The sequence below is a fragment of the Neobacillus sp. S1115 genome (genome assembly GCF_055385565.1).
The window spans coordinates 1,906,717-1,925,053 of sequence record NZ_AP038275.1 but is presented as its reverse complement, the minus strand read 5'-3'; the positions used below and the strand labels follow the sequence as shown (position 1 = coordinate 1,925,053).

The window sequence follows — 18,337 nt, the reverse complement described above, 5'->3', positions numbered from 1 at the left end:
AAAAATCCTCCTAATTCTTCGATATCCTTTTCAATTTAACTTATTCGAAAAAGTATCCAAGGAATTTTTTTACTCTTGAAGTCATTTTTTCTTCCGGATGCTTTTCTACTTTTGTTTTTGGCTGCTGCTGCTTCGGGGCCCTCTTTTCGACTGGCTCTGAAACTGCGGATTGCGGGCTCGCCACGCTCCCTGGTAATCTAGCATTCTTGTAAGCATACTTTATCAAGCCAACCGCTGTTGTATATTGAGGCTCTCTTACACCTATATAATCGGGACGGGCAATGCGGACGGGATTTTTAAACATATCCTGAGCAAGTTCCAGTAACCCCTGCATATTGGCTGTTCCGCCCGTTAACACGAAACCGCCTGGCAGGTCGGACACGCCCATGCGTTTTAATTCCTTTGCTATAAGCTCAAAAATCTCTTCCATTCTGGCTTCAATAATCTCTGATACATAAAGCTGATTAAATTGTTGATGCTGGTCGCTTCCGATAATCGGTACACTGAAAAATTCATCTTCAGATGCATGATCATAGAATGCATGTCCATATTTTAATTTTATATTTTCTGCATCCTCCGTGGATGTGTGCAGCACTTTAGATAGATCATTCGTGAGCAAATCCCCACCTACAGGAATGACACTTGTAGCTTTTAAATAGCCTTCCTCATAAACCGCAATTGTAGTCGAGCCGCCGCCCATATCAATCATGGCGACGCCAAGATTTTTTTCATCCTTTGATAAAGCGTAATCTCCCGCTGCCAAAGGCTGAAGAATAATATCTGAAAATTGAAGTCCGGCGCGCTCAACGCAGCGAATGATATTTGCCAGAACTGAATTTGATCCGGTCACAAGTGTTCCATCCATCTCAAGGCGGACACCTATCATCCCGCGAGGGTCATTGATTTCATCTTTTCCATCCAAAATAAATTGCCTTTGGATAACCCCCATATTCACTCTCTCAGGTGGTATAGAACCAGCATAGGACGCTTCAATAACACGTGCAACGTCATCGTTCGTAATTTCCCGGTTTTGACCAGAGACTGCTACAATTCCGTGGCAGGGCTGCATCATGATATTGTGTCCCGGTATACCGACAACAACCTCATGAATTTCCATTCCAATCATTCTTTCCGCTTGTTCAATCGCCCTTTTAATAGAATGAACGGTGTCGTCCATGTCGACGATTGAGCCTTTGCGCAAGCCTTCAGAATTTACGTTGCCAACTCCAATTATATTTAACGAGCCTTTTCCTGAGTCATTGACCATTTCACCAATGATTACTTTTACACTGGATGTACCGATGTCAAGACTTACGTATATTTCATTGCTGTTCATTCTCTGGCACCTCCTTTAATTTCCCTTTTATTGAACAACAATTTATTTGTCCAAATGAATTATTCATAGTCATATCTTATAAAAATATTCGTCAAAACTAAATGATTCCCTTTAAAAATTTTCAACTTTTTTCTAATTTTTCTTTCTTTGTTGACCATTTCGTTAACAAAATTCGACGAATTACAGCAATATTTTGAAAAAGCCTTACGCCAAACGCAAAAACCGCTGCTAAATACAAGTCTACACCAAGATGAACACCGAGAAAAGCTAAACTTGCAGCAAGTATTATATTAAAAAAGAATCCAGAAACAAAGACCTTTTCATCATAAATATTTTGCAAATAGGCACGGATTCCTCCGAATAATGTGTCGAGTGCAGCTAAGACAGCAATCGACAAATAATTGGAATATTCTTCAGGAATCCGAATTTCTGTCAGCAAGCCTAGAATAATGCCAATTATTAATCCCATGACCGGAAGCCACATTAGGAACCGCTCCCCTCTTTAACCGGCTCCATATACCGGATGCGAATTGGATTCTGATAAGCTGGGACTGTTATTTCCGGATTTGGTGCATTCACATCGAGCCTTAAGTTCTCCGTGAAAAATTCGTCTCTCGCTTTGGAAACTTTCATTCGGTTATATAATTTTTCAGCCGTACTAAGATCATTGACGACTACTTTTACCTCGATTGGCAGTTCCTTTATGGTATGGCCATCAATTTTGGTTTCGGTGTTGATATCCCGGATAACAGTCGTATTAATAACCCTTTGGCCATCAATCGAAACATATTTGGCTTCATACATGTTTAACTCATTTAACAGCCTTTTCAAGAGTTCCGGTGAAACAACATTCTTTGTCGTTTCCCCAAGTTGAATATTTTCCATGACAGGTTCAATCATTAAAGTAATTCCCTGGCCAGTTACTTCTGTTAAGCCCGCGTCTGTCTTTAATTCATTTAGGGTGTCACGCAGAGCCTTTTCTTTGCTTTGCTCCCTTTTAGATTTATAGGCTGATAGTTTTTCCTCATTTGATCGAATTTCATTCAATAAATTAGATTGCAGCTCCTTTTCCTTTAACAAGGCTTCTCTAAGCTGCCAAATATCCCTTGTATCCCTGTCCTCAGGCTTTTTTACCGTTTGAAATTGGACTGCAATCATAAAACCAATTATCGCCGCAATCAGCGTAAAGTTTATTTTCATTTTCCGTTTGTCCACTTTTTCCACCCAGCCTTCTCATATATACTCGTGGACACATTATTAACCGCCAAGAATAGGGTTTAAAGCAATTTCACTTTCTTTTTCTAATGTGAAAATAATATTATCGTTAACCAGCTGATCCTTCACCCCGCCGACTAAGTTAATAGATGAAGCAAGGACCTCAGGGTCTCCGATAGCTGTGATGACAAAAGGGGCTGGATGCTGCACTCCATCAACCGTTATGACAGGGCCCTCACAGTTAATATAAGAATGGCTCGTTAACCTTTGGCCATTTATCGCAACCGCAGCCGCTCCCGATATGTAAAGCTCATTGATCACCTTGAAAACATGATGTTCATGAACCAAATAACTGTTTATATTCTGTTCTTTCGGATTGTAAGCCCCATCAGTCAGAGTAATTTTTACTCCCTTTCCCGTAACCTTTACCTTACCTAAAAACATCCTGTATTTTTCTGCATCCTCGGCAAGGTTGGTAAACACCTGTGCTTCCTTTGCTAGGTTTTTTTCATTTTCTGTCACACTGGCCTGTTTTTGTCGCAGTTCCTTTTGCAGTTTTCGATTCTCCTCTTCCTGCGAAATTAACTGGTTTCGTAAGGCTAAGGTTGTTTTATATTGGTTATCAGAAAGGCTTGTCCTTTCCGATTCATGTTCCAATTGGGTTAAATGATAGGAGAATGCCATGATGAACCCCAAAACTAAACAGACAAGGGATAAGACGAGATGATTACCCTTCACCTTCATGATTTTCAACTTTATTTTCCTCCACTTCCGTATCAAAAGCCTTAAAATATGAACCTACCTCTAAATCAATAATGCCCTTTTTATTTGGGTCTAACTGGCTGATTATGGAAGGGTAGTGGACCATCTTTTCAGCAAAGCTTCTAAGTGTGGCACTTACCTCAAAACCATCATTCATAAAAAGAGTAATATGATATTTGTCGGTTTTTTTCGGAGTGTAATGAATTTCAGAAATGGAGTTCACAATTCCAACCGGAAGATTTTTTAACCCTTCAACCATTTCATCGAGGACTGGTCCTTCTTTGAATTTAACTAGAATCGGAGAATTGCTGGGAATTATATCAGTTTTTTTATTGGTTAGGATTTTTCCGTTCTCCATCACCGGAAGGTAGGCATTGTCTTGGTATAGGTAAGCCATCCTTTTATGTTCTTTTACTTGGATCATGATTGAATTCGGCCATACAACCTTAACTTCTGCACTATTAATCTCAGATAGCCGTTTCAGGTTGTCGGCTACTGTATCCTTTCTGACTTCCCAAATGTTCGTGCTGTTCGTAAGGCCGCTAGTTTTGATGATTTCGGCTTGGGAATATACCTCATTTCCTTTTATGGTAATCTTTTTTATATGGGCTAACGGTGATTGTGTATAAGCAACAGCTGCTATCATCGTAAAAAACAAAAACAATAAAAGCACAAGCCTTTTGTTTGCTTTTTTCCGCCTTTGTTCTTTTAATTTAGGAATTCGATCCTCTAGAGCAACTATTTTTCCATTTTCCATTTATAATTCCTCCACCATAAAAAGTGGTTTCCCTTTATTATTGTCCTGCTTGTCCAAAACATTGGAAGACGCTTCAAAGAAAGAGAAACAACGGCACGAAAAGTCATGCCGTCATTCATTTTCTACCGCATTTTCCCTATAATATTACCAGTAATTATATCACAATATTTGTCATTCGTAAGACATTTCTTGCTCAAAATAAGGGTAAAATTTTGGAACTAATGTCAGGAAAATACCACAGGCGGCCTTGCTTATTTTCTCCCGATGATTTCAACTTCTGTTTCCATTTTTATTTGATATAAATGGTAAATCGTATCTTTAACATGCTGAATTAAGGCAAGCACATCCCCTGCCGTGGCATTGCCGGCGTTGACAATAAAATTCCCATGCATTTCGGAAATCTTTGCACCGCCAATACTAAAGCCCTTAAGGCCTGCTACTTCAATTAATTTTCCGGCGTAATTAGGCAGCGGGTTCCGAAAAATACTGCCTGCACACGGAAAATTCCAAGGCTGAGTTTCCTTTCTGTAATCTTTGTTTTTTTGCATCTGGGCTACTATCGAGTTCTTTTCTCCTGCCTCGAGTTGAAATACAGCTTCGACGACGATACCCGGACGTTTATTCTGCAGAATGGAGGTCCGATAAGAAAACTCTAGCTCCTCATTAGAAAGCCACTCCATTGAACCATCCAAAAATAGGATATGGGCTTTTGTAAGAACCTTGCTGATGTCAGACCCGTGCGCTCCAGCGTTCATGTACACGGCCCCGCCTACAGAACCGGGAATTCCGCTAGCAAATTCCAGACCGGATAGACCTTTTTTGCTAATTAGGGTAGATAGACTAACAAGCGAATGTCCACCGCCAACAGTTATTTCAGTTCCATTAATCTCAAGCGAATCGATACCATTGCCCAGTTTAATGACAACTCCCTCAATTCCTTTATCTGACACTAAAAGGTTGGAGCCTCTGCCGATGGCCCGCCAATTTAAGTGATGGTTTCTAATAACTTCCATTACCTTTTGCAAATTTTCAACAGAAGAAGGTTCAATAAATATATCAGCGGGACCGCCGATTTTAATTGTGGTGTGATGGGCAAGAGGTTCATTTATCTTCACTTTTCCGATATTTAATTCTTGCAATTCTTTTACAGCTTCAACCAATTTATACCACCTAGCTTTCCTAACTTACATATCGTTTTAGTTTATGCCAAAAAAATAATTTGGGCTACTAATGATTACCATTATTTCATCAGATTCCTCATCACTTTGTAAAGTCTAACAGCTGAATCCGGAACACCCATTTCCCTGGATTTTTGTTTCATTTCCTTCAGGATATCTTTATTTAGCAAAATCCGATCTATTTCCTTAACAAGGGCCACGCTGGTTAAATCCTTTTCCAGTAATACTTGTGCAGCTCCATGACTGCTAAGTGACCTGGCATTTTTTTCTTGATGATTATTCGTTACGTACGGACTTGGGATTAAAATACTAGGTATTCCAAGCGAAGTGAGCTCTGCCAATGTGGTAGCCCCTGCCCTCGCTACCACTAAATCAGTCCCTGCCAAAACTTCGGGCATATTATGAATAAAAGGTTTGATGACGACATTTTTGGGGTTTCCAATCAATTCAGCTTCTTTTTTAACATCTTCATAATGCACTTCACCGGTTACATAAAGCACCTGATATGGTTTACCTGCAAACTCAGGGATCGCCTTAATAACCGCCTCGTTTATAGGCCTCGCCCCTCTCGACCCGCCAACTATTAGGACACAAGGCTCAGTTGTGCTCAAACCCGCAGAAAGCCGCCCCTTAATGCCATCCGTACCAATAACCTCAGATGCGCGGGGATTACCTGTAAAGACTACTTTGTCTTTAGGGAAGAACTCCTTCGCTTCATCAAAACAAATGGCAATTTTGCTGACGTAACGGCTCAAGAACTTGTTTGTTAAGCCGGGAACACTATTTTGCTCATGGATAATCGTAGGGATATGCAGTTTGGCAGCAGCATAGACAACCGGTCCGCAAACATATCCGCCTGTCCCAATCACTATGTCCGGTTTAAATTCTTTTAATATTTTTTTACTGTCTCTTACTCCTTTAAGAAACCGCCAAATCGTTTTCACATTTTCAAAGGATAGCTTTCTCTTAAAGCCTGTAATGTGGATAGACTTAAAAGAGATATTTTCCCTGGGAACAAGTTTACTCTCCAAACCATTATTTGTACCTATGTATAGAAATTCGGCTTGATTATTTTCCTTTTGGATTTCTCGAATAAGTGCAAGTGCAGGGTATATATGACCTCCTGTACCGCCGCCGCTTACCGCTATTTTCAAATTTCTCACCTCGTAAAAGTCAGCTAAACACATTCTACTATAAAAATTATATGAAAAAAGCTATCGAAAAAAGAATGTTATCTATTTGTAATGAAAAAAGAAAATTAGAAACAAACAAAAAGACCCTGTCAACCAACAGGGTACTCTTTAATATCTTGAATAGCGGCTTATATTCAGGAGCACACCGATTGCCATTAGCATTAGTGTCAAGGAAGATCCTCCATAGCTTAGGAATGGCAGGGTAATCCCCGTAACCGGCATCAGTCCTGTAACAACACCTATATTAATCATAACCTGAATCGCAACCATTGCGATTATTCCGACGGCTAGAAAACTTCCATATAAGTCAGGTGCTCCTAAGGCAATACGGATCCCGCGCCATAATAAAAGCGCAAATAAAAGAATAACGAATGATCCGCCAATAAAGCCCAGTTCCTCCGAGAGAATCGCGAAAATAAAATCAGTTTGCGGTTCTGGCAGGTAGAAAAACTTTTGCCGGCTTTCACCAAGACCAAGTCCGAACAAACCGCCAGGGCCTATGGCATAAAGCGATTGAATAATTTGAAATCCGCTTCCCAAGGGGTCGGACCACGGATCTAGAAACGACGTGATCCTTTTAATCCGATAGGGAGCAGAGGCAATTAAGCCGACAAATCCGGCTACTCCCATGAGTCCCAGAAAGGCAAAATGACTGATGCGAGCCCCCGCGATAAAGATCATCACCACACACGTGCCCATCATGACGGTACCGGTCCCTAAATCAGGCTGAAGCATAATCATTGCAAACGCAACGAAAGCGAGGCCCAATGAAGGTACAAGTCCTTTTTTAAAGGAAGTAATCAATTTTTGCCGTTCCGAGAGATACTTTGCCAAAAAGGCAATCATCGCAAGCTTCATAAATTCTGACGGCTGAATCGAGAACGCCCCTACGCCAATCCAGCTTCGTGACCCGTTTCGAACATTTCCGATACCTGGGATTAGGACGAGAATTAATAAAACAAAGCAAACAATTAAAATAGTTTTAGACCACGTCCGCCATGTCCAGTAGTTAATATTCATAATAAAAAACATGGCCAGTATGCCTACACCCGCGAATAAGGTTTGCCGTTTTGCAAAGAAAAAGGAATCTTCGAATTTATATTCAGCCCAGATTGCACTCGCGCTGTACACCATAATCAACCCTACGGCAAGCAAGGTAAAGGTAACGATCATTAAAATAAAATCGGGAGTTGTTCTCTTTGTCGGCACCACAAACACCTCAACTACAAGTTTTAGGGCACAAAGGAAAGCTTCTTAGGCCAATCGCAGAACCAAGCTGTGCTTGGTCCGAAGGCGCTTGAAGCTTTTCTTTGGACAAGTCCCCTACTTAAGTCTATGCACCGCTTCGATAAAAATGTCTCCCCTGATTTCAAAACTTTTATATTGATCCCAGCTGGCGCAGGCAGGAGATAACAAAATAACGTCACCCGGTTCCGAAAATCCGAATGCAGCAGGTACAGCCATGTCAACATTATCGACACGCTTTATGCATTTTATTCCCGCAACTTGCCCAACGCGTTCAAGCTTTGGTGCTGTCTGGCCGAATGTAACCATTGCTTTTACATTTTTAAAGTAAGGAATTAACTCATCAAACTCATTACCCCGATCCAGACCGCCTGCAAGCAGGACAATCGGACCGTCAAATGCCGAAAGTGCTTTGATTGTTGCTAACGTATTCGTTGCCTTTGAATCATTATAGAATTTTCTCCCATTCACTTCAGCAACGTATTGCAATCGATGTCTGACTCCCGTAAATGTAAGAAGAACCTGTTGAATCGCATGATTTTCAACACCTGAAAGCTTGGCTGCAGCCATGGCCGATAAGATGTTTTCTAAATTATGGCGTCCTGGCAGAACAATTTTCTCAATTTCCATGACTTTTTCTTGATTAAAACAAATCCAGCCGTCCTTGATGCAGGCCCCTTCCATCAGCGCTTTTTTAGTAGAGAAAGGAATGATTTTTGCTTTCGAATGGCGGGCCATTTCGAAAGTTTCTTCCTGGTCGGCATTTACGATCAAATAATCTTCCTCTGTTTGGTTTTTCGTAATGTTTGCTTTTGCCTTTTTATATTCCTCTCTAGTCCCATGATAATCCAGATGGGCATCATAGATGTTTGTAATAATAGCAATTTTCGGTTTGAAAGTATCAATCCCCATTAACTGGAAGGATGATAATTCAATAACAATGGTATTGTCTTTCCCCGCTATCTCAGCAACACCAGAAGCAACTGTCCCGATATTCCCTGCAATTAACGGCTGCTTTCCACCCTCATTCAGCATTTCATAAACGAGGGTTGTCGTAGTGGTTTTCCCATTCGTTCCGGTAATTCCGATAAGTGGGGCTTCGGAGATTTCATAGGCAAGCTCCACTTCAGTTATGACAGGAATACTTTTTTCAAGTGCGCCTTCAATCATTGGATTGGTATATGGAATTCCGGGATTTTTGACAATCAACTCAAATCCTTCATCCAGCAGTTCAACCGGATGCTCCCCGCAAATTACTTTAATCCCTTGTTCTAACAGCCCTTGAGCCTCAGGATTTTCCGACAGTGGTTTTTTGTCATTAACTGTTACAAAGGCTCCAAGTTTATGTAAAAGAGCGGCGGCAGTTACTCCGCTTTTGGCTAACCCTAAGACAAGAATTTTTTTATGGCGATAAGATTCAATCTGCTTCAATTACAACCACACCTCGATATAGATTCCAAGAATCGCAAAAATTAGGCCGACACTCCAAAAAGTAACAACTACTCTCCATTCAGACCAGCCGACAAGCTCATAATGATGATGCAGGGGACTCATTCGGAAGATGCGCTTTCCAGTTGTTTTAAAGGAAGCAACCTGAAGAATGACTGATAATGTTTCAATCACAAATATCCCGCCAATGATCAGGAGCAATACTTCTAGCTTCGTTAGGATCGAAATGGCGGCAATGGCCCCTCCCAGCGCAAGCGAGCCTGTATCCCCCATGAAAACCTTGGCCGGATGGGCATTAAACACCAAAAAGCCAAGGACAGCACCGACAATGGCAACAGAAAAAATCGCAACTTCCATTTGCGACTGATTCCAGGCAAGGACGGCGAACGCGCCGAACGCAATAGCGGCAGTACCGGACACCAAACCATCTAATCCGTCCGTTAAATTGACCGCATTGGAAAATCCAACTAGCCAAAAAACAATAAAAATGACAAAAAACCATCCCAAATCAAGCGACTTGTCGGTAAATGGAAGGATGATTTCGGTTGAAAACCCGTTTTGTTTGTACACCAAGTAAAATATAACAGAAATAATAATTTGTCCTAAAAACTTTTGCTTGGAGGTTAATCCCAGGTTTCTCTTCAGGACTACTTTTATAAAATCATCTAAAAATCCCAATAAACCAAACCCAAGCGTGACCAAAAGCAGCAAATACGTTTTAACTGTCGGTTCGGAAAATTTGCCCGTCATCACCAGCGTTGTAATGACAATTGCAAATAAAATCATGATGCCGCCCATCGTCGGTGTTCCTGATTTTTTCTGGTGTGATTTAGGTCCTTCCTCCCGGATGCTTTGTCCAAATTTCAACCTTCTTAAGAAGGGAATAAAAACTGGTGAAAGCAGCACCGATATTAGAAACGCCATGATGATTGTGAAAAATATAACTTGCTCCAGCATATTATCCCCTCCCCCCGTGTATCTTTTCTTGTTTTTCGATTATTTTTTTTAGCATTACAGCAATATCATATGATTCGTTATTTTTATTAAGAAGTTTTTTATTTGAAAATTTAAAGTTAGTTGTCTCCATTTTTGCAGTTGCTTCTCCATCCAATTTTTCAATATATCGTGTTAAAATCTGTACAATTGCATCACCTGAATCATCTGTAAAAAAGACCGGAAAATGATTTGGAGTGTAATTCGGCAGTTTATTTCGTTTGTCCCAAAGAACCGCAATAGCACCTTGAGCAATAGCTTCAGATAGACTGCCGCTATTTTCGCTTATAGGGATAAACAGTCCCTTTGGCTGTATATCCCCCGCCATGTCAGTCACCGTATAAAAAGCAAAATCGCCTTGGACTCCTTGTTTTTCCGAAAAAACTTTAGCCAAGTCCTGATAGGTCAAAACCATTATTTTCTCTCCTCAATTGCTTCCCTAGCGACAAGCCGGTCATCAAAATCATAAACTTCACTGCCGATAATTTGATAGGTTTCGTGTCCCTTGCCGGCAATCAAAATGACATCACCTGCGGTTGCCTGCTTTACCGCTTCGCCAATGGCTTCTTTACGGTCAGGAATCACCCGATAAATATAGTTTCTGCCTTGAACCCCAGATTCCATTTCCTTTAAAATTTCAAGCGGATTCTCACTGCGTGGATTATCCGAGGTAAAAATCGGATCAGTTGCATATTGACAGGCAATTTGCGCCATCAACGGACGTTTCGTCCTGTCCCTGTCACCGCCGCATCCAACTACAACAAAGATTTTTTTTCGGGCAAAATGCTGGATTGTTTTCAAAACATTTTCCAAGCTGTCCGGTGTATGGGCATAATCGACAATCACGGTAAAATCTTGGCCTGCTTGCACAAGCTCAAACCTTCCTGCCACTCCCTTAATACTTTCAAGAGATTGAATAATCGTCTCTATTGGAAGCCCTGATGCCAGTGCGGCCGAGATACTAGCCAAAACATTATAAACGCTGAATTTGCCGATAAACTGAATGTTTACGGGATATCTACGATTGCCAAACACGACCTCAAATTCGGTTCCTGATGCGCTCATCTGGATATTTTCGGCTTGAATATCCGCTTTTGAATCGATCCCATAGGTCACAACATGGGCAGCCGTCGACCGTTTAAACATGCTTGACGCAGGGTCATCCGAATTTAACACAGCAAATTTAGCTTTTTGCTGGTTAAAGGTGTTGCCAAGCTGGGCAAATAATAGACTCTTTGCCCGTTGGTATTCATCCATTGTCTTATGATAATCGAGATGGTCTTGAGTAAGGTTGGTAAATACGGCCACGTCAAAGTCGCAGCCATGGACCCTTCCTAAATCCAAAGCATGTGAAGAGACCTCCATGACCGCTGTTTCCACCCCCTCATCCACCATTTGTTTAAAGGTTTTTTGCAGCGTTAAGCTTTCAGGTGTGGTATTTTTAGTTTCAATCAGCTTATCAGCTATTTTTGTATACATCGTGCCAATTAATCCGGTAATCCGCCCATAATCAGCAAAAATCTTTTCAATCATGTGGCTGGTTGTTGTTTTTCCGTTTGTACCTGTAATTCCAATCAAATGCAGCTTCTTTGAAGGCTGTTCGAAAAAGGTATCAGCCAGAACTGCCATCGCTCTTGTTGTATCATTCACAACGATAACAGGAACATCAAGCTTAAGCGGACGTTCCGCGAGAATAGCAGCAGCACCGCTCGCTGCGGCCGATTCAGCAAAATCGTGACCGTCCACGGTGTAGCCCTTAATACAAATAAATAAGCTCCCATTTTGCACCTTGCGGTTGTCATTTTCTATTGAAGTGATTTCCCGGTCTTCTCCTTCATAGGGAATTATCAGATGCAAACTCTCAAGCAGCTTTTTCAGCTTCATGGTCATCTCAAATCCTCTCATTACCTTACCTCTGCTTTTGCCAATGCCCCTTTAGAAGAGACTAGTGGGCAAAAGTTTCACTTTATTTTACATGAAAATAAATTTTTTTGCCATTTTGTTCTTTGCATCGGTAAAAACTAGAGGTGAGAAATGCTTTAAGATTTTTAATTAATCACCACTGCCGAAGTATAGTCTAATTTTTGAACCTTCCTTTACTTTCGTTCCTGGTGCAGGAGATTGTCTCACAACAACATCACCTTCGCCGCTTGCATCAACTCGAAGGTTCAAGATTTGTTCCATAAGCTCAATTTTTGTCATGCCGACAAAATCAGGCAGTTCGATTGGTGCAGTATCAGGCCATTTAATTTCTTTTTCAATTTGATCCTTTCTTGGTTCTACCCCCATCGCACTCAAGCTGTCCTTCATAATATTCCCAACAATCGGAGCACTTACGGTACCGCCAAATGCGGTTACGCCTTTCGGGTTATCAACTGCCACATAAACGACAATTTGCGGGTCATCCGCGGGAGCAAAGCCAATAAACGAGACGATAAAGTTATTTTCTAAGTATCGGCCGCCCTGGGCTTTTTGGGCTGTCCCAGTTTTGCCGCCAATCCGATATGAATCAACAAATGCTTTACCTCCAGTACCTTGGGCAACAACACTTTCAAGAGCATGGCGAATTTCCTTGGATGTGTCCTCAGAAATAACCCTGCGCTTTTCAACTGGAGTATTTCTCATTACGATTTCTTTAGTTACAGGATCGATTAATTCCTTTGCAATAAAAGGTTTATATAAGATCCCGCCGTTTACGGCAGCAGACACTGCAGTAACCTGCTGGATTGGCGTAACAGATACCCCTTGTCCGAAAGCAGTTGTTGCCAATTCAACCGGGCCGACGCGGTTCATATTAAATAGAATCCCGGTTCCTTCCCCCTGTAAATCAATCCCTGTCTTTTGGCCAAAGCCAAAATCCTTTACATATTGGAAAAGCTTTTCCTTTCCCAGCCTTTGACCAAGCTCCACGAATCCGGGGTTGCAGGAATTCTGCACCACTTCTAAGAAGGTTTGATCTCCATGTCCGCCTCGTTTCCAGCATTTCAACCTGGCACCGGCTACCTGAACTGAGCCGGAATCATGAAAATGTTCTTTCTCTAAGTCTACCTTTCCCTCATTCAATGCCGCTGCCAGCGTAATAATTTTAAAAGTCGACCCCGGCTCATACGTCATCCAGACAGGTAAATTCCGGTTGTAAACCTCCTGCGGAACGTTGCGAAAATTTGCCGGGTCAAAGGATGGCCTGCTTGACATCGCTAAAATCTCACCGCTGTTCGGGTTCATCGCAATGGCAATAAGTCCATCAGGGTTGTACTTAGCTTCAGCAATATCCAGCTCTCTTTCGACAATCGTCTGAACCTTTGTGTCAATCGTTAATTTTAGGTCAAGACCATTGACGGGCTTCTCATAATCATCCGCCATATCATTCATTCGTTCGCCTTTGGCATTTGCATAAAATTTAACAGAGCCTCTTTCCCCGCTCAGCTCTTTATCATAATATTTTTCAAGACCCATCAATCCCTGGTTGTCCACTCCTGCAAAACCTAGAACATGGGCTAAATAGCTGCCATAAGGATAATGTCGTTTAGAATCTTCTCCAATGTAGACACCTTCAAGACCTAAAGCTCGGATCTCCTTTGCTTTTTCATGGGAGATCTTTCTCCCTTCCTTTATCCGAACAATTCTCTCTTTTTGTGTTATCTCGCGATAGGCTGTTTCTTTAGGCATATTTAAGACTGAGGCCAGTTTTTCAGCTGTTGCCGCCGGGTCTTTAACCTGCCTTGGGACAACCCAGACAGTTGGGGCACTCATATTAGTCGCTAACGGAACACCATTGCGGTCAACAATTTCGCCTCGCTGGGGCTCAAATGGAATATTCCGGCTCCAAGAATCCTTTGCACGTCCAGTCAACATGTCTCCTAGATAAAATTGTACATAACCTAGCCTGACATCAATAATCAAAAAGATCAGAATTCCGATGATTAGTGCAAGTAATAACCGTTTACGGACCGTTACATTTGAAACGCGCATATTTGAACAATGCCTCCTACTCCTTTACGTTATCGTTCATTTATATGCTTGTACTTCCTTGATTAGAACGGGTCCAAACGGTTCAAACCGCGGAAAAGAGGCTGTCCGATTACAGCCTCTTCCCTTAGTTAATCCTGCACTTTCTCTTCCTGATTGTCCTCTTGCTTTGTTCCCTCTTGCTGCTGCCCATTTATTTCCTCTGTCCATTGTTCTTCGGGCGTTTTAAGTTCGACAATCAAGAAATCATCCTTACGCAATAACGCTTGTGGTTGAATATTTTGACTAACAACATATCCTTTGCCTTTTGGATTCAAATTTAATCCAGCCAAATTGGCAACCTTCATGACATCCCTTAGTGACCAGCCTGTTAGATCCGGAGCAGTCAATTCACCATTTGTTCGAATAACCACCTTTTCACCCTCGAGAATCTCCGTTCCGGCTTTAGGCAGCTGCTTGTCCACCTCGGTTCCGGTTCCGAGAACCACCGCCTCAATTCCCTTGTCCTTTAGACTTTTTACCGCCTCATTCACGTCCATTCCCTGTAAATCAGGCAATTCGCTGACATTCGTTTTTTCCGTAGTGGAAGGCTGAATATTTAAGTAATGCAAGCTATTCTGCATGACAGGGTTAAAAATGGCCGACACAGGAATGGCGCCTTGGCCTGCATCAAGCCCTTTCAGATCCGGCTGCTGTACGGCAACATAAACAATCAGTTTCGGGTCCTCCTTTGGAGCCATCCCTAAAAAGGAGAACATATAGTTGTTAACCCCGCTTAGGTATTTTCCATCCGGACCGGGAATATTAGCTGTTCCTGTTTTCCCTGCCACACTGTAGCCGTCAATTTTATAACGCCCACCGGTGCCTTTTGGAGAGGCAACCACCGTTTCTAGGTAATCGAGAACCTTGCTGGCTGTTTCGGCAGAAATCGGGCTAGAAACAACCTCGGCAGTTTCTTCTTTTATTGTTTCGCCAGTATCATGATTGATTATTTTCTTGACCACATGCGGCTTTATCATTTTCCCGCCATTGGCAACGGCCGTAGCCGCCTGGATTTGCTGTATTGGTGTGATCGCTGTTCCTTGACCATATGCGGTGGTAATCTTTTCAATTGGATAAGTGTATTGAATTTTCCCAGATGTTTCATTTGGCAGTTCAATGCCTGTCGGCTTATCAAAACCAAACTTCGTTAAATATTCTCTGAATCTTTCAAATCCCAATTTTTCCTTAGCAATTTTCGCAAACGCCACATTCGAGGAGCGCTGTACACCTTCAAGATACGTAATGCTGCCCCAGCCGGAACCGTTGTGGTCATGGATGGCTTTATCCTTATCCGTCACCCGGTAAGACCCGGACTGATACAGTTCATTTGGATCAAACACATTTTCTTGAACGGCTGCAGCAAGTGTAAAGATTTTCATCGTCGAACCAGGCTCAAACGAAGTTTCAATCGCTTCGTTATGCCAGCTTTTATCAATCCCGTCTTTTGTCTTTGGATCAAAGGACGGCCGCTGGCCCATCGCTAAAATCTCTCCTGTTTTCGGGTCGGCCACAATCGCAATAATTTTCTTCGGCTTGTAATCCTTAACCACTTTGTCCATGGCATCCTCTAAAAATGTCTGGATTTTCTTATCAATCGTTAAATAAACATCATTTCCATCTCTTGCGGGGGTGACTTTTTCCTTTCCAGTAGGAAGAATATATCCCCATTTATCACTTTCATATTGTATTTTTCCATCTTTGCCAGTTAAGGCATCGTTATACGATTTTTCAACCCCCATTATCCCTTCATATTTGAAGGTATTATCCTTTTGTTTAACGCTGTCTGTATACCCTATTAAATGTGAGGCAAATGTACCATTTGGATAAAACCTTTTCGAATCACGGATAAATGTAATTCCTGGCAGTTTCAGTGCCTCTATCTTTGTTTTTGTGTCATGGGTAATATCTTTTCCTGCCTTTCCAAACTCCACCTGAAACCGGCCTTTTATCGATAATCTGCGGTAAATCTCTGATTCATCCATTTTAATATATTTGGCCAGCTCTTTTGCCGTTTTCTCCGGGTCCTTTACATGCATCGGTTTCTTCGGGTCAGTCGTCATTTTCTTGTCAAGAATTGCTACTAAGGTATAAGATGCAGTATCCTCCGCAACCACCTCACCATTCCGATCGTAAATAACTCCCCGTACTGCAGGGATGGTTCCATTTCGGTTATATTTTTCCTGAGCAAGTGCTGATAACTTCTGGCCTGCTGCTTCACCAGTAACTTGAATGAAAAGAAATCTGCACAATAAGACAAAAAAGAGCAGGCTGAATATTATAAACAATATCGCTGCTCCGGAATTTATATATGGCTGTTTCTTAATCATTTCTGCTGCACAACCTTGACGTTATTTTCGTTTAATATTAATCCCATTTGTTTGGCTTTTTCATAAATCCGTTCGTACGTACTTAATTCACTAACTTGTACCTGCAGGTCACTATTAACTTTCTGCTGTTCCTTCACCTTGGCATCAACCGTTTGGATTTCTTTATTCACGTCATAGATTTTTGCCTGATTGTTTAGGAGATGGGCCGCCCCAAAGCAAACGACACCCGCAAAAACAACTCCGATTATTTTTTCCCCTGGAGTAAGCCAGGATTTTTTTATTTTTACCTGTCTTTCGTCGCGTACTGTTTGTTCTGTTAGCTGCTGCTCTTGAACTTTCCTGGCAAGATTACTCAATCTTTTTCCCCTCCGGTTTGATTATTTATATTCTATATTTTTTCGGCAATACGTAGCTTTGCCGACCGCGCGCGATTGTTGTGTTCCACCTCTTCTTCAGATGGAAGAATCGGTTTCCTTGTGATTAATTTTAAAATAGGCTTGTACTCATCCGGAATGATTGGCAAACCTGGCGGCAGCGGTGGTGTTTCACTAGCCTTTTTAAATGTTGCTTTACAAATTCTGTCTTCAAGCGAATGGAACGTGATGCAGCTGATTCGTCCACCTTTATTCAGCAAAGAAATCGCCTGGTTTAAAGACTTCTCAAACACGCCCAGTTCATCGTTCACTGCAATTCTAACCGCTTGAAAAATTCGTTTGGCAGGGTGTCCGCCTTTTCTCCTTGCAGGGGCCGGAATGGCTTCCTTAATCAAATCAACCAATTCAAATGTCGTTTCAATTGGTTTGACCGCTCTCGCCGCTTCAATCTTACGGGTGATTTGTTTCGAGAATTTTTCCTCACCATAGTGAAAAAAGATTCGGACTAATTCCTCATAAGACCAATGATTAATGACATCATAGGCAGAGATTGGTGCGCCCGTATCCATCCTCATATCGAGAGGGGCATCATGATGATAACTAAAGCCTCTCCCAGGAGTATCAAGCTGCGGGGAGGACACACCCAAGTCATACAGAACTCCATCAACTTTTTCAATTCCTTGTTTTTCAAGCTCTTCTTTTAAATGTAAAAAATTGCTTTTAATAATGGTTAAACGGTCGCCATATTCGGCTAATTTCTGCTCTGCATTTCTGATGGCTGTATCATCCTGGTCAAATGCAAACAATTTGCCTCCTGTCCCGAGTTTCGAGAGGATTAAAGAGCTATGACCGGCACCACCCAATGTACAATCCACATAAATACCATCAGGCTTAATATTCAAGCCTTCTACCGCTTCATCCAATAACACAGTTGTATGTTTAAACATTTAAGTACCACCTTTTCCAATCTATCGCAAAACATTTGTATGCAGAAAATATATTAAGATAACTTATCCATTATATATCAAAGCCAATCATATTTTCTGCAATTTCCGCAAAAGATTCTTCAGACTGTGAAAAATAGTCTTCCCAAATCTGCTTGCTCCAAATTTCGATTCGATTGGAAACACCCAAAATCACACATTCTTTATCTAATTTTGCATACTGCAATAATGGTGCGGGGATGTTGATTCTTCCTTGTTTATCCAGTTCACTCTCTGTTGCACCGGAAAAGAAGAATCGTGTAAAGGCACGGGCGTCTTTTTTTGTCAGCGGCAAGCCTTTTAATTTTTCTTCAATCAGCTTCCATTCTGATAATGGGTAACCAAACAAACATTGATCCAAACCCCTAGTGATGATGAACATCTCGCCGAGTTCATCGCGGAATTTGGAGGGCACAATCATTCGGCCTTTGTTATCAATGCTATGATGGTATTCACCCATGAACATACCCACTACCCCCACTTTCTATTAAAAATGTACCACATTCCCCCACTT

The 18,337-nt window shown here is 41.7% G+C and carries 17 protein-coding genes; all 17 read right to left on the bottom strand.

From position 1 onward, the window contains the following. Nucleotides 1-40: 40 nt before the first annotated feature. The gene (gene ftsA / locus ACZ5B7_RS09485; RefSeq protein ID WP_213140833.1) at nt 41-1,336 is read right to left on the bottom strand and encodes a cell division protein FtsA; all 1,296 of its coding nucleotides are present in this window, start codon (nt 1,334-1,336) and stop codon (nt 41-43) included. Between the two features lie 121 nt (nt 1,337-1,457). Then, nucleotides 1,458-1,820: a small basic family protein gene (locus tag ACZ5B7_RS09480; protein ID WP_213116413.1), complete on the bottom strand. Its 363-nt coding sequence runs from the start codon at nt 1,818-1,820 to the stop codon at nt 1,458-1,460. Beyond that, entirely contained in the window at nt 1,820-2,551 is a 732-nt protein-coding gene (locus ACZ5B7_RS09475; RefSeq protein ID WP_464493544.1) for a DUF881 domain-containing protein, read from the bottom strand. The genes ACZ5B7_RS09480 and ACZ5B7_RS09475 overlap by 1 nt, the downstream gene beginning before the upstream one ends. A 42-nt stretch (nt 2,552-2,593) precedes the next feature. After that, entirely contained in the window at nt 2,594-3,295 is a 702-nt protein-coding gene (locus tag ACZ5B7_RS09470) for a DUF881 domain-containing protein (RefSeq protein ID WP_213141307.1), read from the bottom strand. Beyond that, nucleotides 3,279-4,070 (bottom strand): cell division protein FtsQ/DivIB, encoded by a 792-nt coding sequence (locus ACZ5B7_RS09465; RefSeq protein WP_464493543.1) that lies wholly within the window; start codon nt 4,068-4,070, stop codon nt 3,279-3,281. The genes ACZ5B7_RS09470 and ACZ5B7_RS09465 overlap by 17 nt, the downstream gene beginning before the upstream one ends. Nucleotides 4,071-4,321: 251 nt before the next feature. Continuing rightward, on the bottom strand, nt 4,322-5,230 hold the full coding sequence (gene murB, locus ACZ5B7_RS09460; protein ID WP_464493542.1) for a UDP-N-acetylmuramate dehydrogenase: 909 nt from the start codon (nt 5,228-5,230) through the stop codon (nt 4,322-4,324). Between the two features lie 80 nt (nt 5,231-5,310). Next, nucleotides 5,311-6,402: an undecaprenyldiphospho-muramoylpentapeptide beta-N-acetylglucosaminyltransferase gene (murG, locus tag ACZ5B7_RS09455; RefSeq protein WP_464493541.1), complete on the bottom strand. Its 1,092-nt coding sequence runs from the start codon at nt 6,400-6,402 to the stop codon at nt 5,311-5,313. Nucleotides 6,403-6,549: 147 nt separating this feature from the next. After that, nucleotides 6,550-7,614: a stage V sporulation protein E gene (spoVE, locus tag ACZ5B7_RS09450; protein WP_378581848.1), complete on the bottom strand. Its 1,065-nt coding sequence runs from the start codon at nt 7,612-7,614 to the stop codon at nt 6,550-6,552. A gap of 150 nt (nt 7,615-7,764) precedes the next feature. After that, nucleotides 7,765-9,117 (bottom strand): UDP-N-acetylmuramoyl-L-alanine--D-glutamate ligase, encoded by a 1,353-nt coding sequence (gene murD, locus ACZ5B7_RS09445; RefSeq protein WP_464493540.1) that lies wholly within the window; start codon nt 9,115-9,117, stop codon nt 7,765-7,767. Further along, complete coding sequence (mraY, locus tag ACZ5B7_RS09440; protein WP_213116420.1) at nt 9,118-10,092, bottom strand: phospho-N-acetylmuramoyl-pentapeptide-transferase; 975 nt, start codon at nt 10,090-10,092, stop codon at nt 9,118-9,120. Nucleotide 10,093: 1 nt separating this feature from the next. Then, nucleotides 10,094-10,543, bottom strand: a complete 450-nt coding sequence (locus ACZ5B7_RS09435; protein WP_464493539.1) for a hypothetical protein — start codon at nt 10,541-10,543, stop codon at nt 10,094-10,096. Continuing rightward, on the bottom strand, nt 10,543-12,012 hold the full coding sequence (locus ACZ5B7_RS09430) for a UDP-N-acetylmuramoyl-L-alanyl-D-glutamate--2,6-diaminopimelate ligase (RefSeq protein WP_464494462.1): 1,470 nt from the start codon (nt 12,010-12,012) through the stop codon (nt 10,543-10,545). The genes ACZ5B7_RS09435 and ACZ5B7_RS09430 overlap by 1 nt, the downstream gene beginning before the upstream one ends. A gap of 168 nt (nt 12,013-12,180) precedes the next feature. Beyond that, nucleotides 12,181-14,100, bottom strand: a complete 1,920-nt coding sequence (locus tag ACZ5B7_RS09425) for a stage V sporulation protein D (RefSeq protein WP_464493538.1) — start codon at nt 14,098-14,100, stop codon at nt 12,181-12,183. Between the two features lie 128 nt (nt 14,101-14,228). After that, a complete protein-coding gene (locus ACZ5B7_RS09420; protein ID WP_464493537.1) occupies nt 14,229-16,466 on the bottom strand; it encodes a penicillin-binding protein in 2,238 nt (745 codons plus the stop codon). Continuing rightward, nucleotides 16,463-16,822, bottom strand: a complete 360-nt coding sequence (gene ftsL, locus ACZ5B7_RS09415; protein ID WP_464493536.1) for a cell division protein FtsL — start codon at nt 16,820-16,822, stop codon at nt 16,463-16,465. The genes ACZ5B7_RS09420 and ftsL overlap by 4 nt, the downstream gene beginning before the upstream one ends. Before the next feature lie 32 nt (nt 16,823-16,854). Further along, nucleotides 16,855-17,787, bottom strand: coding sequence for a 16S rRNA (cytosine(1402)-N(4))-methyltransferase RsmH (gene rsmH / locus ACZ5B7_RS09410; RefSeq protein WP_464493535.1), 933 nt, complete (start codon nt 17,785-17,787; stop codon nt 16,855-16,857). Between the two features lie 70 nt (nt 17,788-17,857). Further along, entirely contained in the window at nt 17,858-18,289 is a 432-nt protein-coding gene (mraZ, locus tag ACZ5B7_RS09405; RefSeq protein WP_213140844.1) for a division/cell wall cluster transcriptional repressor MraZ, read from the bottom strand. Nucleotides 18,290-18,337: the final 48 nt, after the last annotated feature.